General features: G+C 71.2%; 23 protein-coding genes and 1 tRNA gene. 11 read left to right on the top strand and 13 right to left on the bottom strand.

The genetic code is table 11. The features are described from left to right. Window positions 1–102 precede the first annotated feature (102 nt). Window positions 103–1,497: an NAD(P)/FAD-dependent oxidoreductase gene (locus ASD48_RS07430; protein WP_054244164.1), complete on the top strand. Its 1,395-nt coding sequence runs from the start codon at window positions 103–105 to the stop codon at window positions 1,495–1,497. Between the two features lie 401 nt (window positions 1,498–1,898). Continuing rightward, entirely contained in the window at window positions 1,899–3,188 is a 1,290-nt protein-coding gene (locus ASD48_RS07425; RefSeq protein ID WP_057600563.1) for a cyclopropane-fatty-acyl-phospholipid synthase family protein, read from the top strand. 62 nt (window positions 3,189–3,250) lie between these two features. On the opposite strand, the gene ASD48_RS07420 is transcribed toward ASD48_RS07425, so the two are convergent. After that, window positions 3,251–5,779: an ABC transporter permease gene (locus ASD48_RS07420; protein WP_057600562.1), complete on the bottom strand. Its 2,529-nt coding sequence runs from the start codon at window positions 5,777–5,779 to the stop codon at window positions 3,251–3,253. A 50-nt stretch (window positions 5,780–5,829) separates the two neighbouring features. Further along, window positions 5,830–6,600: an ABC transporter ATP-binding protein gene (locus ASD48_RS07415; protein WP_057600561.1), complete on the bottom strand. Its 771-nt coding sequence runs from the start codon at window positions 6,598–6,600 to the stop codon at window positions 5,830–5,832. A gap of 391 nt (window positions 6,601–6,991) precedes the next feature. Here ASD48_RS07415 and ASD48_RS07410 point away from each other — a divergent pair. From ASD48_RS07410 to ASD48_RS07400, 3 genes are all read left to right on the top strand, one after another. Beyond that, window positions 6,992–7,075: transfer RNA gene (locus tag ASD48_RS07410), tRNA-Leu, on the top strand. Window positions 7,076–7,257: 182 nt separating this feature from the next. Next, on the top strand, window positions 7,258–8,433 hold the full coding sequence (locus tag ASD48_RS07405) for a 4-hydroxybenzoate 3-monooxygenase (protein WP_057600560.1): 1,176 nt from the start codon (window positions 7,258–7,260) through the stop codon (window positions 8,431–8,433). 232 nt (window positions 8,434–8,665) lie between these two features. Then, a complete protein-coding gene (locus tag ASD48_RS07400) occupies window positions 8,666–9,559 on the top strand; it encodes a Bax inhibitor-1/YccA family protein (protein ID WP_057600559.1) in 894 nt (297 codons plus the stop codon). Window positions 9,560–9,683: 124 nt separating this feature from the next. Here the strand turns inward: ASD48_RS07400 and ASD48_RS07395 are convergent, their stop codons facing one another. Next, window positions 9,684–9,911 carry a DUF4287 domain-containing protein gene (locus ASD48_RS07395; protein ID WP_020128488.1) on the bottom strand — a complete coding sequence of 76 codons (228 nt, stop codon included), beginning with the start codon at window positions 9,909–9,911 and terminating at the stop codon, window positions 9,684–9,686. A gap of 134 nt (window positions 9,912–10,045) precedes the next feature. Here ASD48_RS07395 and ASD48_RS07390 point away from each other — a divergent pair, with 134 nt between their 5' ends. Then, a complete protein-coding gene (locus ASD48_RS07390; protein WP_057601057.1) occupies window positions 10,046–10,327 on the top strand; it encodes a hypothetical protein in 282 nt (93 codons plus the stop codon). A 3-nt stretch (window positions 10,328–10,330) separates the two neighbouring features. Here the strand turns inward: ASD48_RS07390 and ASD48_RS07385 are convergent, their stop codons facing one another. The 3 genes from ASD48_RS07385 to ASD48_RS07375 all read right to left on the bottom strand — a co-directional run bounded on the left by ASD48_RS07385 (window position 10,331) and on the right by ASD48_RS07375 (window position 14,026). Then, on the bottom strand, window positions 10,331–11,140 hold the full coding sequence (locus ASD48_RS07385; RefSeq protein ID WP_057600558.1) for a hypothetical protein: 810 nt from the start codon (window positions 11,138–11,140) through the stop codon (window positions 10,331–10,333). A 297-nt stretch (window positions 11,141–11,437) separates the two neighbouring features. Further along, entirely contained in the window at window positions 11,438–12,658 is a 1,221-nt protein-coding gene (locus ASD48_RS07380) for an acetyl-CoA C-acetyltransferase (RefSeq protein ID WP_057600557.1), read from the bottom strand. 330 nt (window positions 12,659–12,988) lie between these two features. Continuing rightward, window positions 12,989–14,026, bottom strand: coding sequence for an SGNH/GDSL hydrolase family protein (locus ASD48_RS07375; RefSeq protein WP_079073646.1), 1,038 nt, complete (start codon window positions 14,024–14,026; stop codon window positions 12,989–12,991). A gap of 161 nt (window positions 14,027–14,187) precedes the next feature. Between ASD48_RS07375 and ASD48_RS07370 the strand changes: the two genes are divergently transcribed. Continuing rightward, window positions 14,188–15,576 (top strand): cystathionine beta-synthase, encoded by a 1,389-nt coding sequence (locus tag ASD48_RS07370; protein WP_057600555.1) that lies wholly within the window; start codon window positions 14,188–14,190, stop codon window positions 15,574–15,576. Between the two features lie 481 nt (window positions 15,577–16,057). On the opposite strand, the gene ASD48_RS07365 is transcribed toward ASD48_RS07370, so the two are convergent. Next, window positions 16,058–16,888 (bottom strand): helix-turn-helix transcriptional regulator, encoded by an 831-nt coding sequence (locus ASD48_RS07365; RefSeq protein WP_057600554.1) that lies wholly within the window; start codon window positions 16,886–16,888, stop codon window positions 16,058–16,060. Window positions 16,889–17,034: 146 nt separating this feature from the next. Between ASD48_RS07365 and ASD48_RS07360 the strand changes: the two genes are divergently transcribed. Beyond that, window positions 17,035–17,904, top strand: a complete 870-nt coding sequence (locus tag ASD48_RS07360; RefSeq protein ID WP_242432523.1) for an SDR family oxidoreductase — start codon at window positions 17,035–17,037, stop codon at window positions 17,902–17,904. 48 nt (window positions 17,905–17,952) lie between these two features. Here ASD48_RS07360 and ASD48_RS07355 read toward each other — a convergent pair whose 3' ends face one another. The 5 genes from ASD48_RS07355 to ASD48_RS07335 form a co-directional block, all read right to left on the bottom strand. Then, window positions 17,953–18,375 (bottom strand): hypothetical protein, encoded by a 423-nt coding sequence (locus tag ASD48_RS07355; protein ID WP_057601055.1) that lies wholly within the window; start codon window positions 18,373–18,375, stop codon window positions 17,953–17,955. 170 nt (window positions 18,376–18,545) lie between these two features. Further along, window positions 18,546–19,481 carry an ABC transporter substrate-binding protein gene (locus tag ASD48_RS07350; protein WP_057600553.1) on the bottom strand — a complete coding sequence of 312 codons (936 nt, stop codon included), beginning with the start codon at window positions 19,479–19,481 and terminating at the stop codon, window positions 18,546–18,548. A 13-nt stretch (window positions 19,482–19,494) separates the two neighbouring features. Beyond that, window positions 19,495–20,166: an ABC transporter permease gene (locus ASD48_RS07345; protein WP_057600552.1), complete on the bottom strand. Its 672-nt coding sequence runs from the start codon at window positions 20,164–20,166 to the stop codon at window positions 19,495–19,497. Continuing rightward, window positions 20,166–20,807 carry an ABC transporter permease gene (locus tag ASD48_RS07340; protein ID WP_057600551.1) on the bottom strand — a complete coding sequence of 214 codons (642 nt, stop codon included), beginning with the start codon at window positions 20,805–20,807 and terminating at the stop codon, window positions 20,166–20,168. The genes ASD48_RS07345 and ASD48_RS07340 overlap by 1 nt, the downstream gene beginning before the upstream one ends. Next, window positions 20,804–21,883 carry an ABC transporter ATP-binding protein gene (locus tag ASD48_RS07335; protein ID WP_057600550.1) on the bottom strand — a complete coding sequence of 360 codons (1,080 nt, stop codon included), beginning with the start codon at window positions 21,881–21,883 and terminating at the stop codon, window positions 20,804–20,806. Before ASD48_RS07335 ends, ASD48_RS07340 begins: the two co-directional genes overlap by 4 nt. Window positions 21,884–22,025: 142 nt before the next feature. Here ASD48_RS07335 and ASD48_RS07330 point away from each other — a divergent pair, with 142 nt between their 5' ends. The 3 genes from ASD48_RS07330 (at window position 22,026) to ASD48_RS07320 (ending at window position 25,199) form a co-directional block, all read left to right on the top strand. Continuing rightward, a complete protein-coding gene (locus ASD48_RS07330) occupies window positions 22,026–23,534 on the top strand; it encodes an aromatic amino acid ammonia-lyase (protein ID WP_057600549.1) in 1,509 nt (502 codons plus the stop codon). Between the two features lie 116 nt (window positions 23,535–23,650). After that, the gene (locus ASD48_RS07325) at window positions 23,651–24,502 is read left to right on the top strand and encodes a MurR/RpiR family transcriptional regulator (RefSeq protein WP_057600548.1); all 852 of its coding nucleotides are present in this window, start codon (window positions 23,651–23,653) and stop codon (window positions 24,500–24,502) included. 112 nt (window positions 24,503–24,614) lie between these two features. After that, entirely contained in the window at window positions 24,615–25,199 is a 585-nt protein-coding gene (locus tag ASD48_RS07320) for a hypothetical protein (RefSeq protein WP_079073645.1), read from the top strand. A 109-nt stretch (window positions 25,200–25,308) separates the two neighbouring features. Here the strand turns inward: ASD48_RS07320 and ASD48_RS07315 are convergent, their stop codons facing one another. Next, window positions 25,309–25,683, bottom strand: a complete 375-nt coding sequence (locus ASD48_RS07315) for a hypothetical protein (RefSeq protein WP_020128504.1) — start codon at window positions 25,681–25,683, stop codon at window positions 25,309–25,311. Window positions 25,684–25,695: the final 12 nt, after the last annotated feature.

Here is a 25,695-nt window from a genome sequence, read left to right as displayed (position 1 = left end):
ATGACGTGGATCACGCGGGTCGCGGAGGATAGCACACACCCCCCGGAAGCTTGTGAAGGGGCGCACGAGCGACCCCCCTCGAGCGGGTGGATACTCGATGGCATGAGCACCACGGAGCGTCCCAGGATCCTCGTAGTAGGCGGTGGGTACGTAGGCCTGTACGCAGCTCGGCGCATCATGAAGAAGATGCGCTACGGCGAGGCGACCGTCACGGTCGTCGACCCCCGGTCGTACATGACCTACCAGCCCTTCCTCCCCGAAACCGCCGCCGGCAACATCTCCCCGCGCCACGTCGTCGTCCCGCTGCGACGCGTGCTGCCCAAGGCGGAGGTCCTCACCGGCCGGGTCACCACCATCGACCAGGACCGCAAGGTCGCCACGATCGCGCCGCTGGTCGGCGAGGCGTACGAGCTGCCCTTCGACTACCTGGTGATCGCGCTCGGCGCGGTCTCCCGCACCTTCCCGATCCCCGGCCTCGCCGAACAGGGCATCGGTATGAAGGGTGTCGAGGAGGCCATCGGCCTGCGCAACCACGTCCTCGAGCAGCTCGACAAGGCCGACTCCACGACCGACGAGGAGATCCGCCGCAAGGCGCTCACCTTCGTCTTCATCGGCGGCGGTTTCGCCGGCGCGGAGACCATCGGTGAGGTCGAGGACCTGGCCCGGGACGCGGCCAAGTACTACAAGACGGTGTCCCGCGAGGACATGCGCTTCATCCTCGTCGACGCCGCCGACAAGATCCTTCCCGAGGTCGGCCCCAAGCTGGGCCAGTACGGCAAGGAGCACCTCGAGGGCCGCGGTGTGGAGATCTACCTCTCCACCTCCATGGACTCCTGCGTCGACGGCCACGTGGTGCTGAAGAACGGCCTCGAGGTCGACTCCAACACCATCGTGTGGACGGCCGGCGTCAAGCCCAACCCGGTGCTGGCCCGCTACGGCCTGCCGCTGGGCCCCCGCGGTCACGTCGACACGGCCCCGACCCTCCAGGTCCAGGGCACCGACTACATCTGGGCCGCCGGCGACAACGCCCAGGTCCCGGACGTCGCCGCCCGCAAGGCCGGTGTCGAGAACGCCTGGTGCCCGCCGAACGCGCAGCACGCGCTGCGACAGGCCAAGGTCCTCGGCGACAACGTGATCTCCGGCATGCGGGGCTTCCCGCAGAAGGAGTACTCGCACGCCAACAAGGGTGCGGTGGCGGGCCTCGGCCTCCACAAGGGCGTCGCGATGATCGTCATGGGCAAGATGAAGATCAAGGTCAAGGGCCGTCTCGCCTGGTACATGCACCGCGGCTACCACGGCATGGCGATGCCGACGTGGAACCGTAAGATCCGTGTCTTCGCCGACTGGACGCTCGGCATGTTCCTCAAGCGCGAGGTCGTGGCGCTGGGTGCGCTGGAGTCCCCGCGCGAGGAGTTCTACGAGGCCGCGAAGCCGGCGCCGGTCGCCGCGAAGCCGGCCGCCGAGAAGACCGAGAACGAGAAGGCCAAGGCCTCCTGACCCTCGGTCACCCGACCTGCGGTCACCCGACTCCGGTCACCTGACCCTCGGTCACCCGACCTGCGGCCTCCGGGCCACCGGTCACTGAAGCGCCGCCGAAGGGGCCGTCCGCCATCCGTGGTGCGGACGGCCCCTTCGGCGTGCGCCGAGCGTGTTCCCGAGCGGATGCCCGAGCCCGCCCCCGAGCCCGCCCCGAGCCCGCCCCCGGGCCCGTGACCGGGTGCGAGGCCGGCCCGAGCCGGCGGTCGCGCCGGGCCCTCGCGCCGAGCGCCGGCGGCGACGCGTGCCCTGTGCATGTATTTTGCCGAGCCATGACGGCCGCGCGGGACTGGACGGCGCGCTCTTCCGTGTTTACGTGGTGTCAGGACATTGCGGGATCACCCGTCACGGAGGTGTGCATCATGGCTGACGTCGCGCCGCGGCTCCATGCCCTCGTCGAGCAGTTGCTGGGAGCCCCCTTCCCGGTGCGCGTCCGCGCCTGGGACGGTTCGCAGGCGGGTCCGCCCGGTGCGCCGACCCTCGTGGTACGCAATCGCCGGGCCCTGCGCCGCCTCCTCTTCAAGCCCGGCGAACTCGGCCTCGCCCGCGCCTGGGTGGCCGGCGACCTGACGGTCGAGGGGGACCTGTACACCGCTCTCGACCTGCTCTCCGGCCTGATCTGGCAGCGCGGCGAGGACGCCCGTACGCTCGGCCGGGCGCTGCGCGACCCGGACTTCCGCGCGGCGGTGCGCGGCCTGCTGAAACTCGCCGGACCGCCGCTGCCGCCCGCCCCGCCGCGTGAGGAGGTCCGCAGGACCGGACACCTCCACACCCGCAGCACCGACCGACGCGCCATCAGCCACCACTACGACGTCGGCAACGACTTCTACGCGCTCGTCCTCGGCCCGTCCATGGTCTACTCGTGCGCCTACTGGGAGTCCGGGGACAGCACCCTCGAACTCGCCCAGCGCGACAAGCTCGAACTCGTCTGCCGCAAGCTGGACCTGAGACCGGGGTCGCGGCTGCTGGACGTCGGCTGCGGCTGGGGTTCCCTCGCCATCCACGCGGCCCGCGAGCACGGCGCGACCGTCGTCGGGATCACCCTCTCCCAGGAACAGGCGGCGTTCGCCCGCAAGCGTGTCGCCGACGCCGGGCTCACCGACAAGGTCGAGATCCGCGTCCAGGACTACCGGGACGTCACCGACGGGCCGTTCGACGCGGTCTCCTCCATCGGCATGGCGGAACACGTCGGCTCCGACACGTACCTGGAGTACGCGCAGGTCCTGTTCGCGCTGCTCCGGCCCGGCGGCCGGCTGCTCAACCACCAGATCGCCCGCCGTCCGCAGCGCGACGAGGCGGCGTACGGCGTGGACGCGTTCATCGACGCCTATGTCTTCCCGGACGGTGAACTCGCCCCCGTCGGCACCACGGTCGGCCAGCTCGAACGCGCGGGCTTCGAGGTCCGTGACGTCGAGTCGATCCGCGAGCACTACGCCCTCACCCTGCGCCGCTGGGTTGCCCGGCTGGAGGACGGCTGGGACCGGGCGGTCCACCTCACCGGCCCCGGTCGCGCCCGGGTCTGGCGGCTCTACATGGCCGCCTCGGCCGTCGCCTTCGAGCGCAACCAGATCGGCGTCAACCAGGTCCTGGCCGTCCGGACCCCCGGATCGGGCGACTCCGGGATGCCGCTGCGCGCCCGCACCTGGAACTGACGGCCGCCCGACGCACGAGGGGCCCCGCCGCGGCACGCGACGGGGCCCCGACCGGACCCGCCCTACTCGGACTTGATCGCGGCCAGCATGTTCAGGCGCGACGCCCGCCGGGCCGGCCACAGCGCGGCCAGGATGCCCACCCCGCCGGCCAGCAACAGGAAGACGGCCATCCGGGCCCACGGCACGACCAGTTCGTACGTCGGCATGCTGGTGCCGAGCAGCTCACCGGCGGCCCAGCCGAAGAACACGCCCAGGCCGATGCCGAGCACCCCGCCGAAGAGCGAGATCACCAGCGACTCCAGCCGGACCATCCGCTTGACCGAGCGCCGGTCCAGGCCGATGGCCCGCAGCATGCCGATCTCCTGGGACCGCTCGAAGACCGACATCGCGAGGGTGTTGATGACGCCGAGCACCGCGACGATCACGGCCATCGCGAGCAGCCCGTAGAGCATGTTCAGCATCAGCGTGAACATCTTCGCGATCTCGTCGGAGAGGTCCTGCTTGCTCTGGACCTTGATGGCCGGGTTGGCGCCGAGGGCCTTCTCCAGCCGGTCCTTCGTGGCGTCCGAGGTGCCGCCGGACGTCTTGACCATGACCCGCATGTCGGCCGGGTCCGCCAGGTGCGGGGTGAGGGCGGCGTTGTCCAGCAGGATGCCCTCGATCAGCTCGTTGCCCTCGTAGACCGCGGACACCGTCAGCTGCTGCTTCTTGCCGTCCTCGTAGTTCACCGTGAAGGACGAGCCGGCCTTCCAGCCGTGGGACTCGGCGGTGGCGTCGTCGACGACGACCTGCCCGCCGCCGACCCTGAACGAGCCTTCGTCGACCTTGAGGTCGGTCAGCGCGCCGATGGTGGAGCCGGTGACGCCGGTGAGGTACTCGGTCGTGCCGTCGATCCGGCCGGGCGCGTTGCGCATCGGGCTGGTGGCGGTGACCCCGTCGGTGGCCTTCAGCTTCTCGTCGATGTCGGCCGAGAGTTCGTTGCCGTTCGCCATCGACACCACGTAGTCGGCCCTGATCGCGGAGGACGCCATCTTGTCGATGGACTTCTGCAGGCTGCCCGCCATCACCGTCATACCGGTGATCAGGGTCAGACCGATCATCAGCGCGGAGGCCGTGGCCGCCGTACGGCGGGGGTTGCGCACCGAGTTCTGCCGGGCCAGCTTGCCGGACACCCCGAAGATCCGCAGGACGGGCGCGGCGGCCGCGATCAGCGGGCGGGACAGCAGCGGGGTCAGGATGAAGACGCCGATGATGAGCAGGACCGCGCCGAGACCCATGGGGGCCTGGCCGTCCGAGCCGCTCATCGTCGTCGCGGTCAGGACCACGGCGACGCCCGCCGCCGAGAACAGCGTGCCCAGCGTGTTGCGCAGCACCAGCGACTTGGTGCTCGCGGTCGCGTGCACACTGCTCATCGCGGCCACCGGCGGGATCTTCGCGGCCCGGCGGCCGGGCAGCCAGGCCGCCAGCATGGTGATGACGACGCCGACGACGAGGGCGGCCGCGACCGTGCCGCCCGAGACGACGAGCGGTCCGTCGGGGACGGTCGCCCCCAGCGTCCCCAGCAGCGAGCGCAGCCCGGCCCCGATGCCGATGCCGGCGACCAGACCGGTCACCCCGGCGACGGTGCCGACGACGAACGCCTCGATCAGCACCGACCGCGTGACCTGCCGGCGGGAGGCGCCGACGGCCCGCATGAGGGCGAGTTCCTTGGTGCGCTGGGCGACCAGCATGGTGAAGGTGTTGGCGATGATGAAGGTGCCGACGAACAGCGCGATCCCGGCGAAGACCAGCAGCCCCTGCTTCATCCCGCTCATCGAGGCGGAGATCATCTCCGCCTGGTCGTCGGCGAGTTGCCTGCCGGTGACGGTCTCGACCTTGCCCTTCGGCAGGGCGCTGTCCAGTGCGGACTTCAGGGCGCTCTGCGAGGTCCCGGTGGCGGCCTTGACGTCTATCTCGTCGTAGGTGCCGGTCTTGCCGAAGAGGGTCTGCGCGGTCGCCGTGTCGAACAGCGCGAGGCTGCCGCCGGCCGCGACGTTGCCGTCGTCGGTGGTGAAGATGCCGGTGATCCTCGGGCTGAGGACGGGACCGTCGACGGAGATCCTCACGGTGTCGCCGACCTCGTACCCGGCCCGCTCGGCCGTCCGGGAGTCGATGACGACCTCGTCGGCGCCGCTCGGCGCGTGCCCGGTGGTGAGCGGGTACCGGGCGTCCTTGTCGCCCCAGTAGTTGCCGCCCTGCGACTGGAAGCCGCCGCCGACGAGCTTGCCGTCCTTGTCGGCGATGGCGGTGAAGCCGTTGACGACGCCGATGGCGGACGCGGCGCCCGGCACCTTCGCGCTCTGTTCCAGCAGCGCCTGGGTCAGCTCGGGCGTCTTGACGATGCGGTCGCCGACGTCGTCCTGGGCCTCGGCGGTGACGGCGACGTCGACCTGGTCGAAGCCCTTGGCGGAGCTCTTCTGCAGGGCGCCGGAAAGGGTGTTGGTGAAGACCAGGGTCCCCGACACGAAGGCCACGCCGAGCATCACGGCGAGCACGGTCATCAGGAGCCGGGCCTTGTGCGCGAGTACGTTGCGCAAGGCGGTACGGAACACGGGTTCTTCTCAGTTCTGCTCGTCGGCGAGCGGTCGGTCCCGGTGGGGGATCAGCTGGTGCGGCCCTTGGCGTCGAACTGCTTCATCCGGTCGAGCACCGAGTCGGCCGTCGGGCCGTACACCTCGTCGACGATCCGCCCGTCCGCCAGGAAGATCACCCGGTCCGCGTAGGCGGCCGCCACCGGGTCGTGGGTCACCATGACCACCGTCTGCCCCAGTTCCCGCACCGAGTTGCGCAGGAAGCCCAGCACCTCGGCGCCCGAGCGAGAGTCGAGGTTTCCGGTCGGCTCGTCGCCGAAGATGATGTCGGGCTTGGAGGCGAGGGCACGGGCGACGGCGACCCGCTGCTGCTGACCGCCGGAGAGCTGCGAGGGCCGGTGGCTCAGCCGGTCGGCGAGCCCCACCATGCCGATGACCTTTTCCAGCCACTCCTTGTCCGGCTTGCGGCCCGCGATGTCCATCGGGAGCGTGATGTTCTCGATCGCCGTCAGCGTCGGCAGCAGGTTGAACGCCTGGAAGATGAACCCGATCTTGTCCCGGCGCAACTTGGTGAGCTGCTTGTCCTTCAGCGTGCCGAGCTCGGTGTCACCGATGCGCACCGAGCCGGAGGAGAAGCTGTCGAGGCCGGCCACGCAGTGCATCAGCGTGGACTTGCCGGAGCCGGACGGGCCCATGATCGCGGTGAACTCGGCCTGCCGGAAGTCGACCGAGACCCGGTCCAGAGCGACCACCTGGGTCTCGCCCTGTCCGTAGATCTTCGACAGGTCCGTGGCGCGTGCGGCCACGGCGGTGGTCCGTTCGGCGAGGGGGCTGGTGGTCACGGGCGTGGCTCCTGACGGGACGACGGCAAGTCTTGGGGACGTGAACCATCGTCCCGGCCGCCGACGGCCGTGTAGTCACCCGCTGTTCCGGTTCCGAGGGCAGACTCGGGTCGGACGGTGGACCGCCGTGTCATACCTGGGGATGACGTCCGTCCCTGAGGGCCAGGTCGTCAAGAACCGGTGGAGCAACCTCGTTCGGACGGTGAAATTCCGTCATTCCGCATACGCAAGCGGTTGCCACGCGCGAGGCTACTGGCAAGTGCAGATGGCCAGTTCCAGGTGCTGATGCACCCTCAGACGTCAATAAAATAAGACAACATCGGTCCGCTGTTCCGCTGTTCGAGGGACGGATCCCGATAGGGTCGGAAGCTCCAACGGAGCCGTCAGGCCTGCCCAGATGGTGGAATGCAGACACGGCGAGCTTAAACCTCGCTGCCCCTCCGCGGGCGTGCCGGTTCAAGTCCGGCTCTGGGCACTTCCGACGTCTCGGCGATCGCTGCATCCTCCATTGAGGCATTGACCGCCGCGGCGGTCGGCCCCTCCCCGTCCGTGCGTCTTCGCGCGTCGACCGTTGACACCCGGTGAACAGGAGCGCAGACTCACGTCCGAATACAGTGAAGAAAACTTCACTGTGCGAACAGTGAAGGGAAACGCCCGATGCGCTCCACCGTCGGCATCGTCGGCGCCGGCCCCGCCGGCCTCCTCCTCGCCCGTCTGCTGCACAACGCCGGCATCGACTCCGTCGTGCTGGAAAGCCGCGACCGGGCCTACGTCGAGCAGCGCCAGCGCGCCGGGATCCTGGAGCAGGGCACGGTGGACGTGCTGCGCGCGGCCGGCGCCGGGGAGCGCATGGACCGCGTGGGGCTGCGCCACGACGGCATAGAGCTGCGGTTCGCCGGGCGGCGGCACCGGGTCGACTTCCCCGCCCTCACCGGCGGCCGGTCGGTGATGGTCTACGCGCAGACCGAGGTGTGCAAGGACCTCATCGCGCTCCAGCTCGCGGACGGCGACCCGCTGCTGTTCGAGGCGGAGGCGTTGGCCGTCGAGGACGCCGGTACCGACCACCCGCGTATCCGCTTCCGCCACGAGGGCGTCGAGGACGTCCTCGAATGCGACTACGTGGTGGGCTGCGACGGCTTCTGGGGGGTCGCCCGGCAGGCGATCCCGGCCGCCTCGACCCGGGTCTTCGAGCGGACCTACCCCTTCGGCTGGCTCGGCATCCTCGCCGACGTGCCGCCCTCGCACGACGAGCTCGTCTACGCCCGCCACGACCGCGGCTTCGCGCTGCTGTCCATGCGCTCCCCGTCCGTCTCCCGCCTCTACCTCCAGGTGCCCGAGGGCACGGACGCGCAGACGTGGGGGGACGAGGAGATCTGGGACGAGCTGGAGCGCCGCTTCGAGACCGACGACGACTGGAAGCTGGAGCGCGGGGCGATCACCCAGAAGTCGGTCACCCCGATGCGCTCCTACGTGCACGAGCCCATGCGGCACGGCAGGCTCTTCCTCGCCGGGGACGCGGCCCACATCGTGCCGCCGACCGGGGCGAAGGGGCTGAACCTCGCCGTCGGCGACGTCGTCACCTTCGCGCGGGCGCTGACGCACCGCCGGGAGAGCGGGTCCACCGCTCTCCTGGACGCCTACTCCGAGACCTGTCTGCGGCGCGTGTGGCAGGCCGAGCGGTTCTCGTACGACATGACCACCCTCCTGCACCGTGCCCCCGACGCCACCCCCTTCGAGGGCCGTCTCCAGCTGGCCCGGCTGGAGCGGATCGCCTCCTCGCGCGCCGCCGAGACCGAGCTGGCCGAGGCGTACACCGGGTTCCCGTTCGGGTGAGCGGACGGCGGGTCCCGTCCGGGCCCGTCCGGGCCCGCCGGGTCTCCGTCCGGTACCGGCCATGTCGCGGCTCGGTCATGAATACCGCCCTCCTGTGCCGGGAATCACGACGCCACGTAGCGTGTTGGCCAGCAGGAAGAGGGAAAGATCCTCCCCAAGCACTAGGGTCAATCCTTTGCCTACCCATTACCCTTGAGCTCAAGGCCGCGCAGTGTGGCCACGGAGGAGTGCAATGAGGAGCAGAAACCCGGTCTTCTCGCGACGGGGGTTCAGCCGCGACAACGGCTACGCGGGCTTCAACGCCGCGCCGCAGGCCGGGGGACCCGCAGTCGGCACGCAGCAGGGCAACCCTTACGCCCAGCAGGCCGGCAACCCGTACGCGCAGAACCCTTACGCCCAGCAGGACCTCTCGTACGGCGCCCCGCCGCAGGCCCCGGCCGCCGCCGGCCGGATGACCATGGACGACGTCGTCGCGCGTACCGCGACCACGCTCGGCACCGTGGTCGTCACCGCGGTGCTGTCCTGGGTGCTGCTGCCCGTGGACGAGGCCAACCTCGGCAAGTCGTACGGCATCGCCGTCGGCGCCGGCCTGGTCGCCATGGTGCTGGCCCTGATCCAGTCGTTCAAGCGCCGCGCGGCCCCCGCGCTGATCCTGTCGTACGCCGCCCTCGAGGGCGTCTTCCTCGGCGTGATCTCCAGCGCGGTCTCCACGTACATCGCGGACGGCGTCGTCGCCCAGGCGGTGATGGGCACCATGGCGGTCTTCGCCGGTGTGCTCGTGGCGTACAAGGCGGGCTGGATCCGCGTCAACCGCCGCTTCTACGGCTTCGTGATGGCCGCCGCGCTCGGCTTCGTCCTGCTGATGGCCGTGAACCTGCTGTTCACCGTCTTCGGCGGCGGCGACGGTCTCGGCTTCCGCAGCGGTCCGCTCGGCATCGTGTTCGGTGTCATCGGCATCCTGCTCGGCGCCTGCTTCCTCGCCCTGGACTTCAAGCAGGTCGAGGACGGCATCGCCTACGGCGCCCCGCGCGAGGAGGCCTGGCTCGCCGCCTTCGGCCTCACGCTGACGCTGGTGTGGATCTACATGGAGTTCCTGCGACTCCTCTCGATCCTCAACAGCGACTGACCGACGCGACCGGGACCGACTCGGCCGGCCTCGGCCGACCGGTCCATCCGGACAGTGCGAAGGGCCCCGGGATCCGATCCCGGGGCCCTTCGCACTGTCCGTAGGGTGGTGTGTCGCTTGCGCGCTAGAGGAGTTTGCGCGCGGCCCTCCTCAGGTCGTACTCGTGGATGATCGCCTTGGCGTGGCCGTACGCGAGGTTGTGCTCGGCGCGCAGCCAGCTGACCTTCTCCTCGAAGCGGAGAGCGGGGCCTTCGTCGACGGTGCGCAGCCAGTCGGCGACTTCACGACCGGTGCAATGGGGGATGCGGGCCAGTATGTTGCGGTGGGTCTCCTCGGAGAGGACATGGGACATCGGCGCCTCCGGTAGCAAAGGGGATGTAGGCCGGTCCTTCAGGTCACGGTGCCTGAGTGTTCGCCCGTTGGCAACAGTGCCGGTGCGACGCGTAGTCTCGCGGCGTGGCTGATACGACGTCCCTCACCCGTGCGGTGGACCACTTCGCCGATCGTCTGCGCGCCGCTTCGCAGAGCCGGCTGCAGCGAGGTGCGGCCACGGAGGCGCTGGCGCTGGCCAGAGAGTTGGTCCGGCGCGCGCAGCTCATCGAGGAGCCCGGAGCGTCGCCGCGCGAGATGCCGGACGCCGGGATGTTCGCCGCCGCCGATCAAATCACCGTCGCGGCGCACGACTTGGCCCTCGTACTCACGGACGAGGGCCAGGTGGAGGAAGCTCTGGAGTTGGTGGCGCAGGCGCAGAAGCGGGCCGGGGTATGAGCCTCACAGGCTCGCTATGACCCGGTCGGCCAGGATGTAGACGTTCTCCGCGCCGCACTGGAACGTCAGGGTGTACGCGCCCGAGATGCCGGACCCGCCCAGCAGGAACGGCGTCTCGCCCGCGGTGAGGGCCGCGGCCAGGCGCTCCGCCGTCTCGCGGTGGCCCGGGGTCATGCACAGGGTGGTGCCGTCGCCGAAGACGTAGACGTCGAGGGTGCCGAGCGGGCCCGGGCGGACGTCGGTCAGTTCGACGCGGGACGCGGCCAGTTCCTCGAGCGTCGCCACCGTGCGCTCGTGGTCGTTCACGACCGGTGACTGGACCGGCACGAAGTCGGGGTGGGACGGGTGGCGGCGGCGGGCCGCGGCCAGTTCGGCGGAGTCCCCGGCGAACTCGTCGGCGTCCGCGGTCGGCTCGCTCACCGACTCCAGGGGCTCCAGGCCCACGAAGTCGGTCTGGCGGGGCAGGAACAGCTCACTGTCCGGAAGGCCCAGCAGGGTGGGCGCGTCGGAGGCGTCCCGGGCCTCCTGCGCCGCCCAGAAGGCGCGGGCCTCGGCCAGCTCCCGCTCCCGCTCCTCCGCCAGCGCGTCGGCGACGGCCGCGCGTATCTCGGCCGCGTCGGCGGTACTACGGGCGGCCGGCACGAAGCCGCGCAGCTCGGCGGCGGTCTCCTCGGCGTTCCTGGCATCCCTGGCGAGCTGGGCGTGCAGGGCGGCGACCTGCCGGCGCAGCTGCAAGAGGGTGCGCAGGACGGCGACGCCCACGGCGCCCGTGGCGGCCGTGGTGACCAGCAAGGCGATCGGCATGGCGCTCACTGACGTACTCCCGGTTCAAAGTCGACCCCCGACTTCCTACATCAGCTTGAAGGGTGGACTATCCAACTGTCAGTGCGTAACGTCACGAAACGGGCAGGAGTTTGGTCCTGGGGTTTGGTGTCGAACGCCGCTGAGCTGCGTAAATCCCTCCGGGGAGGGAGATAGGTCACATCCTGGGGGAGATTGGATCACAAAACGGCCCGGAGTCCAGGGGCTTTCCGGACTCCGGGCCGATCCGTCACCACAGGTGCCGAAGCGGTTACGCAGGGCCCCTGCCGGGGACCCGCGTCAGGGTGATCAGCTGAGGCGCTCGATGACCATGGCCATGCCCTGGCCGCCGCCGACGCACATCGTCTCCAGACCGAACTGCTTGTCGTGGAACTGGAGGGAGTTGATGAGCGTGCCGGTGATGCGGGCGCCCGTCATGCCGAAGGGGTGGCCGACGGCGATGGCGCCGCCGTTGACGTTCAGCCTGTCCAGGTCGATGCCGAGCTCGCGGTAGGAGGGGATCACCTGGGCGGCGAACGCCTCGTTGATCTCGACCAGGTCGATGTCGCCGATGCCGAGACCGGCCCGGCGCAGCGCCTGCTTGCTCGCCTCGACCGGGCCGAGGCCCATGATCTCGGGGGACAGGCCGGAGACGCCGGTCGACACGATGCGGGCGAGCGGGGTGAGGCCGAGCTCGCGGGCCTTGGTGTCGCTCATGACGACGACCGCGGCGGCGCCGTCGTTGAGCGGACAGCAGTTGGCGGCGGTGACCATGCCGTCGGGGCGGAAGACCGGCTTCAGGCCCTGGACGCCCTCCAGCGTGACGCCGGCGCGCGGGCCGTCGTCCTTGCTGACGACCGTGCCGTCGGGCAGCGTCACCGGGGTGATCTCCCGCTCCCAGAAGCCGTTCTTGATGGCTTCCTCGGCGAGGTTCTGCGAGCGGACTCCGAACTCGTCCATGTCCTGACGGGTGACGCCCTTGATGCGGGCGAGGTTCTCGGCGGTCTGGCCCATCGCGATGTACGCGTCCGGGACGAGGCCGTCCTCGCGCGGGTCGTGCCAGGTGGTGCCCTCCTGCGCGGCGACGGCCTCGGTGCGGGCCTCGGCCTCGGCGAAGAACGGGTTGCGCGTATCGGGCAGGCTGTCGGAGTTGCCCTTGGCGAACCGGGAGACCGTCTCGACGCCGGCCGAGATGAAGACGTCGCCCTCGCCTGCCTTGATGGCGTGCAGGGCCATCCGGCTGGTCTGCAGCGACGAGGAACAGTAACGGGTGATCGTGCAGCCGGGGAGGTGGTCCATCCCCATCTGCACCGCCACGATGCGGCCGAGGTTGTTGCCCTGCTCGCCGCCGGGCAGACCGCAGCCGAGCATCAGGTCGTCGATGTCCCTCGGGTCGAGCTCGGGGACCTTGGCGAGGGCCGCCTGGATGATCGTGGCGGTGAGGTCGTCCGGGCGCAGGTCCTTCAGGGAGCCCTTGAAAGCGCGGCCGATGGGCGAGCGGGCGGTCGAGACGATGACGGCTTCGGGCATCACGGCTCCATTGGCGAGGGGGTTCTTACGGGCACGGCTGTCTGGGAAGTTACCCGTACGTATGGGCTGGGTCACGGGGGTGGCGGTGTGACCCTGGCCGCAATTTACTAAGCGCTTGCTTTTCTCGCCTTCGTCGCCCCTGTCCCTTCCCGACCCCAGGGGCTCCGCCCCTTCGCCCCGGAGCTCCGGGGGCTGCCGCCCCGGGGTCCCCGCTCCGGGCCCCGGGTGGACCGGCTCCGGGCCTGGTCGGACCAGCTCCGGGCCCGGAGGGGCCTCGCTCCGGCCCCCGGTGGGCTGTCTCGTCCTCCGGGCGCCGGGTGGGTCTCGTCCTCAGACGCCGGTCGGGCTGATGGGGGACGTCGGTTCTGTCTCCGACACCCGGCGCCGACGGCGGCGCTTCAGCAGGGCCCAGGGGCCCCGCGGGCCGGTCGGCATCGCCGCGGTGACTTCCGTGCCGGCCTCCGAGGCCGCTTCCGCCGCTGCTCGGGCCACCGGCAGGAAACCCTCGCGGCGGGAGACGTCCGGGCGTTCCTCGTCGGCAGGCCAGAGGCCGAGGGCCGCGCAGACCGTGGGGAGGACCGCCATCGCCGCCGTTGCGTACCCCTCCGCCGAGGGGTGGTAGTGGTCGGGGCCGAACAGCTCGCGCGGGTTGGCCTCGAACTCGGGGCCCAGCAGGTCGCCCAGGGAGACCGTGCGGCCGCCCTGTTCGACGGCGCCGATCGTCTGGGCGGCCGCCAGCTGGCGTGAGGCCCGGCGGGCCAGCCAGCGCAGCGGCTGCTGGACCGGCTCGATCGTGCCCAGGTCGGGGCAGGTGCCGACGACGACCTCGGCGCCGGCCGTGCGCAGCCGTCGTACCGCCGAGGACAGGTGGCGGACCGAGCGGGTGGCCGGCATCCGGTGGGTCACGTCGTTCGCGCCGATCATGATCACGCAGACGTCCGGCACCTGGTCGCAGTCCGAGAGGACCAGCGCGACCTGGCGGTCCAGATCGTCGGACTGCGCGCCCGGGAGCGCCACGTTGCGCAGCTCCACGGGCCGTTCCGCGACCGCCGCCAGGCCGGAGGCCAGCAGCGCACCCGGGGTCTGCCCGGCACGGTGGACGCCCTGGCCCGCCGCCGTGGAGTCGCCCAGCATCGTCAGACGCAGGGGTTCCTGGCCGGGCCCGGGCGCGTCGTAGGCGAGGCCGTAGCGGCCCTCCGCCTGGGGGACGTGCGGATGCGCCCCGTTGTTCACCTGGCGTCGCGCCAGATGCACCTCCGCCACGACCAGCCCTACGGCCGCCGCCCCGGCCAGTCCGATGCCGCCGCCGCCGTAGGCCGCGCCGGCCGCGATGCGCCGGGCCACTCTCGCCCTCGACATGCTCGTCATGCCTCGACGCCACCTCCTCGTGTCCGTACACCCACTCCTTGCCCCGTACGCACCGTCGCCCAATCTCAACCGGGAGTGAACATGCCGACCCGGTCGCCGCCCGGGCCGTACCCTGGCGTAACCACTACGACCACTGTTTTTGCAAGCAACCGGAGACAACGGTGCGATTTCACGACTCGATGATCAGCCTCGTCGGCAACACCCCGCTGGTGAAGCTCAACAGCGTGACCAAGGGCATCCAGGCGACCGTCCTGGCCAAGGTGGAGTACTTCAACCCGGGCGGTTCCGTGAAGGACCGCATCGCCCTGCGCATGATCGAGGCGGCGGAGAAGAGCGGGGAACTCCTGCCCGGTGGCACGATCGTCGAGCCGACCAGCGGAAACACCGGGGTCGGGCTGGCCATCGTGGCGCAGCAGAAGGGGTACAAGTGCATCTTCGTGTGCCCCGACAAGGTGAGCACCGACAAGATCAACGTGCTGCGGGCGTACGGCGCCGAGGTCGTCGTGTGCCCCACGGCCGTGGACCCCGAGCACCCGGACTCCTACTACAACGTCTCCGACCGGCTGGTGCGGGAGACGCCGGGCGCGTGGAAGCCGGACCAGTACTCCAACGCGAACAACCCGCTCTCCCACTACCACTCCACCGGCCCTGAGCTGTGGGAGCAGACGGAGGGGCGGATCACCCACTTCGTCGCCGGCGTCGGCACCGGCGGCACCATCTCCGGGACCGGGCGCTATCTGAAGGACGCCAGCGAGGGCCGGGTCCAGGTCGTCGGCGCCGACCCCGAGGGCTCCGTGTACTCCGGCGGGTCCGGGCGGCCGTATCTCGTCGAGGGCGTCGGTGAGGACTTCTGGCCGACCGCCTACGACCGGACCGTCGCCGACGAGATCGTCCCGGTGTCCGACAAGGACTCCTTCCAGATGACCCGGCGGCTCGCGAAGGAGGAGGGGCTGCTCGTCGGCGGCTCCTGCGGCATGGCCGTCGTGGCCGCCCTGCGCGTCGCCGAGCGGCTCGGCCCGGACGACGTCGTCGTCGTCCTGCTGCCCGACAGCGGTCGCGGGTACCTGTCGAAGATCTTCAACGACGAGTGGATGGCCGACTACGGCTTCCTCGAGGACGAGGGCCCCAGCGCCCGCGTCGCCGACGTCCTCAACGACAAGGTGCACGGCGCCATCCCGTCCCTCGTCCACATGCACCCGGACGAGACCGTCGGCCAGGCGATCGAGGTGCTGCGCGAGTACGGCGTCTCCCAGATGCCGATCGTGAAGCCGGGCGCCGGTCACCCGGACGTCATGGCCGCCGAGGTCGTCGGGTCGGTCGTGGAGCGGGAGCTGCTGGACGCGCTGTTCACCCAGCGGGCCTCCCTCGACGACCCGCTGGAGAAGCACATGTCCGCCCCGCTGCCGCAGGTCGGCTCCGGTGAGCCGGTCGGTGACCTGATGTCCGTGCTCGGCACCGCGGACGCGGCGATCGTCCTCGTCGAGGGCAAGCCCACCGGCGTCGTCAGCCGTCAGGACCTGCTGGCCTTCCTGGCCAAGGGCGGGAAGTAACTTCCGGGGGGCATGGGCCGAAACCTCGGGGAAACCTCCGGTGAACGGCCCTCTCGGGCGCTGAACTTCCGTTTGCCTACCGAAATGGTGGACTTCGCGGAAGTGGTACGAGCGTGTCACGTCCGCGCAGCACTCGGTTAACACGCGTCCGGCATATTTATGGATGTCGGCAGGGCGGGAGCGGCTCCCCGCCCCACCGGCACCAAAACGGCGTCACGGACCTCCGGAGCGGCTCCCGGACCTCCACCGACGCCACGGACGCGCAAGCCCGGCCTGACCCGGCCCGCGTCCCTCGCGGGGACCGCCGTCGTCCCGCCCCCCGGTAACGGGGGTGCGGCGGTCCCCGCGCAAGCTTCCGTCACTCAGGGCCTGTCCACCGGACAGGCCCTGAGTCGTGTCCACGGGTCCTGTCCGCGGGTCGTCTCGCGGGTCCTGTCCACCGGTCGTGACACGGGTCGTGTCCGCCGGACCGGGACCGGGACTATGTCCGGACCGGTGTCGCCTTCCAGCTGCCCAGGAGCCGCAGCCGCTCCTCCGTCTCGGAGCCCGCCTCCGGGGTGTAGACCAGCAGGGACTGGTCCGGGTTCGCCGAGACCGCCAGCGTCTCGTACGGGAAGGTCAGCAGGCCCGCGACCGGGTGCTGGATCCGCTTCACCCCGTACGCGCACTCCCGGACCGGATGATCGGCCCACAGCCGCCGGAAGTCCTCGCTCTTCAGCGAGAGCTCCCCGACGAGCGCGGTCAGCCGCCGGTCGTCCTGGTGATGGCCCGCCAGCATCCGCAGATGCGCGACGCACTGGACGGCCACCGCCGACCACTCCGGGTAGAAGTCGTGCGAGCCGGGGTCGAGGAAGACGTGCCGCGGGATGCTGCGGCCCTCCGGGCCGGTGCGGCTGTAGCCGAAGACCGCGTCGGCGAGCGGGTTCCACGCCAGTACGTCCATCCGCTGGTCCAGCACGAAGGCCGGCGTGCGCTCCATGCTGTCGAGCAGCGCCCGGACGCCCGCGCGGACGCGGGGCGCTTCCGGCCGCCCGGCCGCCTTGCGGGGGCGGGCGACCGCGCGCAGATAGGCGTGCTCCGTGTCGTCCAGGCGCAGCACGCGCGCCACGGCGTCCAGGACCGCGTCGCTGACGCTCGGACCCCTGCCCTGCTCCAGGCGGATGTAGTAGTCGACGCTCACTCCGGCCAGCTGCGCCACCTCCTCGCGTCGCAGACCGGGTACCCGTCGGCGCCCGTGCGAGGGCAGTCCGACCTCCTCCGGCTGGATGCGCGCGCGGCGTGAGCGCAGAAAGTCCCCAAGATCCCCGTCCATGCGTTCGATGGTAGGGGAGCGGCGGGCCGCGAACCTGGTACTGGCAGACCCAGGAAAAGCGCATCCCTGGGTAGCGCGGACGTGGACGGCGAGGGTGGTGCGTGCCGCCGGGGAACCACCCCGGCCCGCCTTCCCGGGAGCAACGGATGTCGCACGAGAACCAGAACCGGTACGAGAACCAGAACCGGTACGAGAACCAGAACCGGTACGAGAACCAGGACCAGTACGGGAACCAGGACCAGAACCGGTACGGGAACCCGTACGCGAGCCTGGCCGGTCGTACCGCCGTCGTCACCGGTGCCGCCAGCGGTATCGGTGAGGCCGTCGCCGTGCTGCTCGCCGCCTCGGGTGCCCGGGTCGCCCTGCTGGCCCGGCGCGGGGACCGGCTGGAGTCGGTCGTCGAGAAGATCCGCGCCGACGGGGGAGAGGCCCTGGCGGTCGTCGCCGACGTCACCGACGACGCGTCGGTGGACGCGGCGGCCGCCAGGATCCGCGAGGCCTACGGGAACGTCGACCTGGTCGTCAACAACGCCGGGGTCATGCTGCCGAACCCTGTCGACGACGGCCGGATCGACGAGTGGCGGCGGATGCTCGACACCAACGTCACCGGAGTGCTGCGGGTGATCCGCGCCTTCACCGGGGACCTGGTGGGCGCCGCCGCCGGGGGACGGCCCGCGGACCTGGTGAACGTCTCGTCCATCGCCGCGCACATCACGTTCCCGAACTACGGGGTGTACGGCGCCACCAAGGCGGCCGTCACCTATCTGTCCCAGGCCCTGCGCATCGAGTTCGGGCCGCGTGACGTGCGGGTCACCAACGTGGAGCCGGGGCTGACCGAGACCGAGCTGGCGACGCACCTCGACAACGACGAACTGGCCGGGCAGCTGGACGGCATGTTCGACGCCGTCGGCGGGCTGTCCGCGGCCGAACTCGCGGACGTCGTCGCCTACGCCACCAGCCGCCCCCGGCACGTCAACCTGCGGCAGATCATGGTGCTGCCGACCCGCCAGGCGTGAACCCCGTTCCCCGTCACCCGTTACCCGGCCCCCAGCCCCAGCCCCGGGTCACTCCTCCCAGTCGCTGTCCTTCGAGGAGCTGCGGCGGGTGCCGAAGAGGCCGGGGTGGGAGCGGGCGGCCTGGACCACGTTGACGCCGACGATGCCCACCCAGGAGACGATCAGGCCCGGCAGGTGCGCGGTGCCCGCGCCGATCGCGGACAGCGGGATCGCCAGCACCAGCGAGACGATGCCGAAGCCGAAGCGCTCGCCCCACGAGTCCGTCGCCCCGGGCGAGCGGGCGTCCCGGGCCGCCACCATCTGCTGCTCCGCGAACTGCCGCCGCACCCGGCGCTCCACCGCGCCGTCGATGCGCTGGTCGACCTTCTCCAGGAACGAGTCCACCAGCGCGGACTCGTACTCCTCGCCCAGTTCCCTGCGGGTCGCCAGGGTGGCGTCGAGTTCCTTCTTGAGGTCCGTGTCGCGTTCCATGGTGGTCTCCCGTCCCGTCATGCGACCAGGCTAGGGAGCGGGGACTCCCGCCGCACTGGGGATAGCCCCCCTGTCGGGAGTCGGGTTCGCGGGAGCGCGGCGGAGAGCGGGGAGAGAGCCGGGGGAGAGCGGCGGAGAGCCGGGGGAGAGCGGGTGGGGAGCGGGGTCTGCTAGTCCTTCGTGAGCCCGTGCTGCTTCGCGTACGCGTTCGCGACGTCCTGCGGGTCCTTCTTGTCCTTGTCCACCTGGCGGTTGAGCTCGGTGAGCTGGGCGGTGGTCAGGACGTTGCCGAGCTTCGCGAGGGCCTTGCGGACGGTGGAGTCGGCCTTGCGGTCGGCGATGAGCGGGACGATGTGCTGGCCGGGGATCAGGTTCTCGGGGTCGGTCAGCACCACCCAGTCGTTGGCCTGGATGTCGGTGTCGGTGGTGAACAGGTTCGCCACGTCGACGTCGCCCTTCTTCAGGGCACCCTTGACCAGCGGGCCGGAGGAGTCGAGGGACCGGAACTCCTTGAACTCCACCCCGTAGACGTCCTTGAGGCCCACCGCGCCCACCTGGCGGGTCTTCACCTCGGGTGCCGCGCCCAGCACCAGCCTGCCGTTCTGCTTCTTCAGGTCGGCGAGGGAGGCCAGCCCGTACTTCTTCGCCGTCTCCTTCGTGACGACGAACGCGTCCGAGTCCTCGGCCATGCCGTACGGCAGTACCTGCAGACCGGCCGGGAGGGCGACGGCGAGGGCGTTCTGCATCGCGCCCTCCTCGGTGGCCGTCGCCTTCTGGTCGAGGTAGTGCAGCAGGGCGCCCTGGTACTCGGGGAGCAGGTCGATGTCGCCGCCCCTGAGCGCGGGGATGAGGATCTCTCGGGTGCCGAGGTTGGGGCGGACCCTCACCTTCACGCCGGCCGCTTCCAGGACGGCGGCGTAGAGGTGGCCCAGCACCTGGTTCTCGGTGAAATTGGCGGTGCCGATGGTGACCCCGTCCTTGCTGGAGCCGCCGCCGGCGGAGGTGGTGCCCTCGTTGTCGAGGGAGGTGATGCCGCTCGCGCAGGCGGTCAGGGCGGGGACGGTCGCGGCCGCGAACAGGCCGCCGAGAATCGTGCGTCGGTTCATTTCGCTGACTTCCCTAGGCGGTCTGTGCGGGGCGGTGTCGGAAGAGGAGGCGCTGCAGGCCGGAGAGCACCAGGTCCAGGGCGATGGCGACGGCGGCGACCAGGACCGCGCCGCCGAGCACCTGGACGAGGTCGCGCTGGGCGAGGCCGTCGAACACGTAGCGGCCGAGGCCGCCGAAGGAGACGTAGGCCGCGATGGTGGCCGTGGCGACGACCTGGATGAGCGCGAGGCGCAGGCCCGTCATGATCAGCGGAAGGGCCAGCGGCAGCTCCACCTGGAGCATGACCTGGTGGCCGCGCATGCCCTGGCCGCGGGCCGCGTCCTTCACGTCCGGGTCGACGGCCGTCATCCCGGCGTAGGTGTTGGTGACGATCGACGGGACCGCGAGGGCGACCAGTGCCACGTACACCGGCAGCATCGACAGTCCGCCGGCCAGGAAGACGAGGACGACCAGGCCGACGGTGGGCAGCGCCCGGCCGAAGGAGGCCAGGTTGATCGCGAGGAAGGCGCCCCGGCCGGTATGGCCGATCAGCAGGCCGAGGGGGAGGCCGATGGCGGCCGCGATGAGGGTGGCCAGCAGTGAGTACTGGAGGTGTTCGGCGAGGCGGTGCGCGATGCCGTCCGAGCCGGACCACTGGGCGCCGCTGGTCAGCCAGCCGCCGAGGTTCTTGAACAGTTCGTACATCAGGCTCGCCGCCTCTTCCACGGGGTGAGGAGGTACTGGACGCCGACCAGCAACGCGTCGGCGACGACCGCGAGCAGGATCGTGAGGACCACTCCCGCGATCACCGGCGTCGGGAAGTTGCGCTGGAAGCCGTCGGTGAAGAGCTGGCCCAGTCCGCCGTCACCGATGTAGGTGGCGACGGAGACCAGGGAGATCGACATGACCGTCGCGATGCGGACGCCCGCCATGATCACGGGCAGCGCGAGCGGGAACTCGACGGTGAGCAGCGTGCGCAGGAGGCGCGTGCCCATCGCCTTGGCCGCCTCCTTGGTCTTCGCTGGGACCGAGTCGAGGCCTTCGACCGTGTTCCGCAGCAGCACGACCAGGGTGTAGACGGTCAGGCCGATGACGGTGGTGGTGCGGGTCAGTCCGCTGACCGGCAGCAGCAGGACGAAGATCGCGATCGACGGGATCGTGAACAGCACGTTCGACAGACCGAGCAGGAAGCCGCGCAGGACGCGGATCCGGTGGGCGATCACCGCGAGGGGGAGGCTGATCAGCAGTCCGAGGAGGACGGCGGTCAGGGCGGCCTGGAGGTGGGAGACCGTGAGGGTGGTCAGGTCGTCGGTGTGCCCGGATATCCAGGACCAGTCGATGCTCATGCGGCCACCCGTGCCTCGGTGTGGGCCCGGCCGGCGTGGGTGTGGATGTCGTCGCGGGACGTCACGCCGGTGAGGACGCCTGCCTCGTCGACCCGCGCGACCAGTCCGCTGGGCGCGGCGACCGACTCGTTGAGCGCCGACAGCAGGGAGTCGGAATCCCTGAGCGGCCGGACGGGTACGTCGGTTCCGGCGGTTCCGGCGGTTCCGGCGTTTCCGGCGGTTCCGGCTGCGGTCTTCGACGTCCAGCGCAGCGGCTTGCGGGCCTCGTCGAGTACGAGGCTCCAGGCGCCGCCCTCGGGGGCCGGGCCCTGCGGGACGTCCGCGAGGGTCTTCAGCGAGAGCAGCTTCAGACCGCGCTCGGCGCCGAGGAAGTCGGCCACGAAGTCGTCGGCCGGGCGGGCCAGCAGCTCGGCGGGCGAGGCGCACTGGACCAGGTGGCCGCCGGTGCGGAACACGGCGATCCGGTCGCCGAGGCGGACCGCCTCGTCGATGTCGTGCGTGACGAAGACGATGGTCTTGTTCAACTCCTTCTGGAGTCGGAGAAGTTCGTCCTGGAGCTGGGTGCGGACCACCGGGTCGACCGCGCCGAACGGCTCGTCCATGAGGAGCACCGGAGGGTCGGCGGCGAGCGCGCGGGCCACCCCGACGCGCTGCTGCTGGCCGCCGGACAGCTGGTGCGGGTAGCGCTTCCCGGCGTCGGCGGACAGGCCGACGGTCTCCAGCAGTTCGGCCGCGCGGGCGCGGGCCCTGCGGCGGCCGTGGCCCAGCAGCAGCGGCACGGTGGCGATGTTGTCGAGCACCGTGCGGTGCGGGAAGAGCCCCGACTGCTGGATGACGTATCCGATGGAGCGGCGCAGTTCGGCCGCGTCCTGGCGGGTGACGTCCTTGCCGCCCACCCGGATGGTTCCGGAGGTCGGGTCGACCATGCGGTTGATCATCCGCAGGGTGGTCGTCTTGCCGCAACCGGAGGAACCGACCAGTACGGTCACGCCGCCCTCCGGCAGGTGGAGGGAGAGGTCGTGGACTGCCGTCGTGCCGTTGGGGAAGCGCTTGTGGACCGCGTCGAACTGGATCATGAGTTGTCCCTTGCCCGGCTGTATAACGTCATGCAGAGTTCTCGGTAGGTGAATAGCTTGTCAACGGTTCGGTGTTAATCCGAGGTAACGGATGACCGGCAGGCAAGATCGAGTGTCCGGATTGATAGGAGTTCGTGGACTTATGTCGTCTCGGATGATGGACGCCCCTTCCGGGGTGGGCTCCGCTCTCGTCGTCCTCGACGGGGTCGCCCTCGGCGTCGCGGACGTCGCCCGCCTCGCCGACCGGGCCGCCCGCCCGGTCCCCGGCACCGAGGCGGCGAAGCGGATGACCGAGTCCTGGGACGCCGCCCGCCGGATCGCCGCCACCGGTCGCGTCTACGGCCGCTCCACCGGGGTCGGCGCCAACCGGAACGAGGACGTGCCCACCGAGGCGGCCGCCGAACACGGCCTGCGCCTGCTGCGCAGCCACGCCGGCGCCATCGGCGAGGAACTGCCCGCCCGCCAGGTCCGGGCCATGCTCGCCGTCCGCGCCAACCAACTGCTCGCCGGCGGCGCCGGCCTGCGGCCCGGCGTCGTCACGGCGCTGTGCGAGGCGCTGGAGAGCGGGGCGTATCCGGTCGTCAACGAGTTCGGCTCGGTGGGGACCGGCGACCTGGCGGCGCTGGCACAGGTCGGGCTCGCCCTGGTGGGGGAGCACCCGTGGCGCGGCACCGGGATCCCCGAACCGCAGCAGCTCGACAACAACGACGCTCTCGCGCTCATCAGCAGCAACGCCCTCACCCTCGGCCAGTCCGCCCTCGCCCTGCACGAACTGCGCGGGCTCCTGGAGGCCACCCAGGTGGTCGCCGCGCTCTCGCTGCTCGCCGTCGACGGCTCGCACGAGGCGTACGCCGCCCCGGTGCACGCCGCCCGCCCGCACCGGGGTTCCACCGAGGTCGCCCGCCGTATGCGGGAGTTGATCGGCGCGCAGGACCGGCCCACGCCACCCCTCGGCAGGATCCAGGACCCCTACGGCTTCCGCTGCCTGCCGCAGATCCACGGCCCCGCGCACGACGCCGCCGACGCCCTGGAGGAGGTGGTCGGCATAGAGATCAACGCGGCCGCCGAGAACCCGCTCATCTCCCCCGAGGACATGACCGCCTACCACCACGGCGGCTTCTACCAGGCCCAGCTCGCCCTCGCCCTGGACCACTTCAGGTTGGCGCTGACCCAGGTGGCACGGCTGTCCACGTCCCGCCTGTCGACCCTGAACGAACCGGCCTACACCCGGCTGCGCCCGTTCCTCGCCGACCCCGAGCCCGCCTCCTCGGGCGTGATGATCCTCGAGTACGCCGCCGCGGCCGCCCTCGGTGACCTGCGGGCCTTCTCGGCACCCGCCTCGCTCGGCCACGCTGTACTCTCCCGGGGCGTCGAGGAACAGGCCAGTTTCGCCTCGCTCGCGGCCCGGCAGACACTGCGCGCCTGTGCCGCGTACCGTCTCGTCGTGGGCTGCGAACTCGTCGCCGCCGTACGGGCGCTGCGCCAGCGCGAGCTGCGGCCCGAGCCGGGACTTCCGGCGGGCCGGGCGCTGGAGCTGGCCGAGGCGGTGCTCGACGCGGAACAGGCCGACCGGCCGCTCACGGACGACGTGCGGGCGGCGGCCGGGCTGCTGGACCGGTTCACGGACATCTGGAGGGGGAGCGGGGCATGAGCGCGGAGACGGGGATCGGTGAAGGGGTGCCGGGTCCAGGGGTGCCGGGTCCAGGGTTGTCGGGGCCGGCGGCATCGGCTCCGGGGGGACCGGGTCAGGAGGGACCGGGTCAGGGGGTGCCGGGTGCCGGTGGGCCGGACAGTCCCGCCGCTCGGCTGCAGGCGCTCTTCGAGGGGCACCGGCTGACACCGACCCAGCGGCGCATCGCGCACAGCATGGTGCGGCGCGCCTCCGACGTGCCGTTCCTGTCCAGTGTGGAGCTGGCCGAACTCGCGGGTGTCAGCCAGCCGTCGGTGACCCGCTTCGCGGTCGCCCTCGGCTTCGACGGCTACCCCGCCCTGCGCAAGCACCTGCGCGAGGTCGCCCCCGCCGAACAGACGGCGGGACCGGCCTCGTACAACGAGTACCAGCAGGCCGTCGAGGCCGAGATCGAGAACCTGCGGCACCTCGCCGAACTGCTCGCCGATCCCCGGCCGGTGCAACGGGCGGGCCGGCTGCTGGCGGCCTCACGTCCGCTTCCCGTGCTCGGGCTGCGGGCCGCCGCCTCCCAGGCGTACGGGTTCGCCTACTTCGCCGCCAAGGTCCATCCGGACGTACGGCTGCTGAACGAGGGCGGCACGATGATCCACGACCGGATCGACGCCGCCGTCCGGGCGGGCGCCTCGGCCCTGCTCTGCTTCGCGCTGCCCCGGCATCCGCGCGAGGTCGTCGACACCCTCGGCTACGCCCGGGAGGCGGGGCTGAGCGTGGTGACGGTCGCCGACTCCGCGTTCGCGCCGGTCGCCAAGGTCTCCGACCTGCTGCTGCCGGCCGCCGTCGGCACCGGCCTCGCCTTCGACACGGCGTGCGCGCCGATGCTGCTCGGGCGGGTGCTGCTGGAGGCGATGTGCGACGACCTGCCCGACGCGCAGGCCCGGCTGGAGGAGTTCGACGCGCGGGCGGCGGCGCGGGGCCTCTTCGTGGAGTAGGCCACCGCTCGCGGAGGGGCGCGATTTTTCGGGTGTTCTCTCAGACTCGTCTCACGTTCGCTCACTAGTCTGAACGGTCACGAAACTGTGCCGGAGAGACCAGGAGGCGGACGTGGCGCGCGGAGGGCAGGGGCTGGCTCGGGTGGCCGTCGTCGTACGGGCCGGAGCCGCGCCGTTGTGGTGGTGCGGGGTGTTCGCGGCGGGGGTCGGGGTCCTGGTGCCCGGCCTCACCGGGCGGCGGATCGGGGTGCTGGCCGGGGCCGCCCTGTTCATCGTCACCGTCGCCGTGGTGGCTTGGCGCGGCCGCAGGCGGATCACCGGACTCGGCCAGGGTGCCGCCCGGGCCGGCAAGCACGACGTGCTGCAGGACCGGGCGGTGACCGTGCGCACCTGGCGGCGCGGGCACCGCTGGTGGCTGCTGCTCGCCTTCGTGGCGGCGCTCGGCAGCTCCTTCGCGGTCCCCGCGGCCGCCGGACTGCTGCTCGCCGGCTGGGGGACGGGACTGCGGCTGAAGGCCGCCTGGCTGGGGCGGCGCGAGCGGGCCGAGGACGCACTGCTGTGGGTACGCGTCGACTGGCTGGACCGGCGCGGCGGACGCCCGGCGGGCAAGGCCGTCAAGGCGTACCGCAGTACCGGCATCGCGGCCGGCGACGCGGCCCCGGGCGGGTCCCGCCGCCGCACCGCGGCACTGGTCTAGGCACGCACCGGACCGGACGGGATCGGACGGGATCGGACGGGATCGGACGGGACCGGAGGGGACCGGACCGGTGCGTCCGGCCGGTCCGGTCCGATCCCGTCCCGTCCGGCTATACCTCGAGGTCCTCCTCGATCTTCTTCAACTGGTGGCGGGCCATCGCCAGGTTGGCCCGCTTGGCGTCCAGGACCAGGTACATGAAGAGCCCGTTGCCGCCGCGGCCGCTGATCAGCCGGATCAGGTGGTACTGGTCGTTCAGCGTGATCAGGATGTCCTCGATCTGGCCCTTGAGCCCGAGGTGCTCCATGGTGCGCATCTTGGCGCGCACCACGTCGGTGTTCCCGGCGGCGGCGACGTTCAGGTCGAAGGTCTTGCTGCCGCCCATCGTGCCCAGTGCCATGCCGCTGGTGTAGTCGACGAGTGCCACGCCGGTCGCGCCCTCGATCGAGGCGAGGCACTCTTTCAGTGTGGTTTCGGTGTTGGCCATGCTGTGCTCCTC

Source organism: Streptomyces sp. Root1310 (assembly GCF_001426425.1).
Taxonomy (GTDB): domain Bacteria; phylum Actinomycetota; class Actinomycetes; order Streptomycetales; family Streptomycetaceae; genus Streptomyces.
This window is presented reverse-complemented; position numbering and strand designations above follow the sequence as displayed.

Excerpts from the sequence above, each read along its gene's own strand:
- ASD48_RS07430 (WP_054244164.1), top strand. The coding sequence starts at position 103 with ATGAGCACCACGGAGCGTCCCAGGATCCTCGTAGTAGGCGGTGGGTAC.
- ASD48_RS07425 (WP_057600563.1), top strand. The coding sequence starts at position 1,899 with ATGGCTGACGTCGCGCCGCGGCTCCATGCCCTCGTCGAGCAGTTGCTG.
- ASD48_RS07405 (WP_057600560.1), top strand. The coding sequence starts at position 7,258 with ATGCGCTCCACCGTCGGCATCGTCGGCGCCGGCCCCGCCGGCCTCCTC.
- ASD48_RS07400 (WP_057600559.1), top strand. The coding sequence starts at position 8,666 with ATGAGGAGCAGAAACCCGGTCTTCTCGCGACGGGGGTTCAGCCGCGAC.
- ASD48_RS07395 (WP_020128488.1), bottom strand. The coding sequence starts at position 9,911 with ATGTCCCATGTCCTCTCCGAGGAGACCCACCGCAACATACTGGCCCGC.
- ASD48_RS07380 (WP_057600557.1), bottom strand. The coding sequence starts at position 12,658 with ATGCCCGAAGCCGTCATCGTCTCGACCGCCCGCTCGCCCATCGGCCGC.
- ASD48_RS07375 (WP_079073646.1), bottom strand. The coding sequence starts at position 14,026 with ATGACGAGCATGTCGAGGGCGAGAGTGGCCCGGCGCATCGCGGCCGGC.
- ASD48_RS07365 (WP_057600554.1), bottom strand. The coding sequence starts at position 16,888 with ATGGACGGGGATCTTGGGGACTTTCTGCGCTCACGCCGCGCGCGCATC.
- ASD48_RS07360 (WP_242432523.1), top strand. The coding sequence starts at position 17,035 with ATGTCGCACGAGAACCAGAACCGGTACGAGAACCAGAACCGGTACGAG.
- ASD48_RS07355 (WP_057601055.1), bottom strand. The coding sequence starts at position 18,375 with ATGGAACGCGACACGGACCTCAAGAAGGAACTCGACGCCACCCTGGCG.
- ASD48_RS07350 (WP_057600553.1), bottom strand. The coding sequence starts at position 19,481 with ATGAACCGACGCACGATTCTCGGCGGCCTGTTCGCGGCCGCGACCGTC.
- ASD48_RS07345 (WP_057600552.1), bottom strand. The coding sequence starts at position 20,166 with ATGTACGAACTGTTCAAGAACCTCGGCGGCTGGCTGACCAGCGGCGCC.
- ASD48_RS07340 (WP_057600551.1), bottom strand. The coding sequence starts at position 20,807 with ATGAGCATCGACTGGTCCTGGATATCCGGGCACACCGACGACCTGACC.
- ASD48_RS07335 (WP_057600550.1), bottom strand. The coding sequence starts at position 21,883 with ATGATCCAGTTCGACGCGGTCCACAAGCGCTTCCCCAACGGCACGACG.
- ASD48_RS07330 (WP_057600549.1), top strand. The coding sequence starts at position 22,026 with ATGTCGTCTCGGATGATGGACGCCCCTTCCGGGGTGGGCTCCGCTCTC.
- ASD48_RS07315 (WP_020128504.1), bottom strand. The coding sequence starts at position 25,683 with ATGGCCAACACCGAAACCACACTGAAAGAGTGCCTCGCCTCGATCGAG.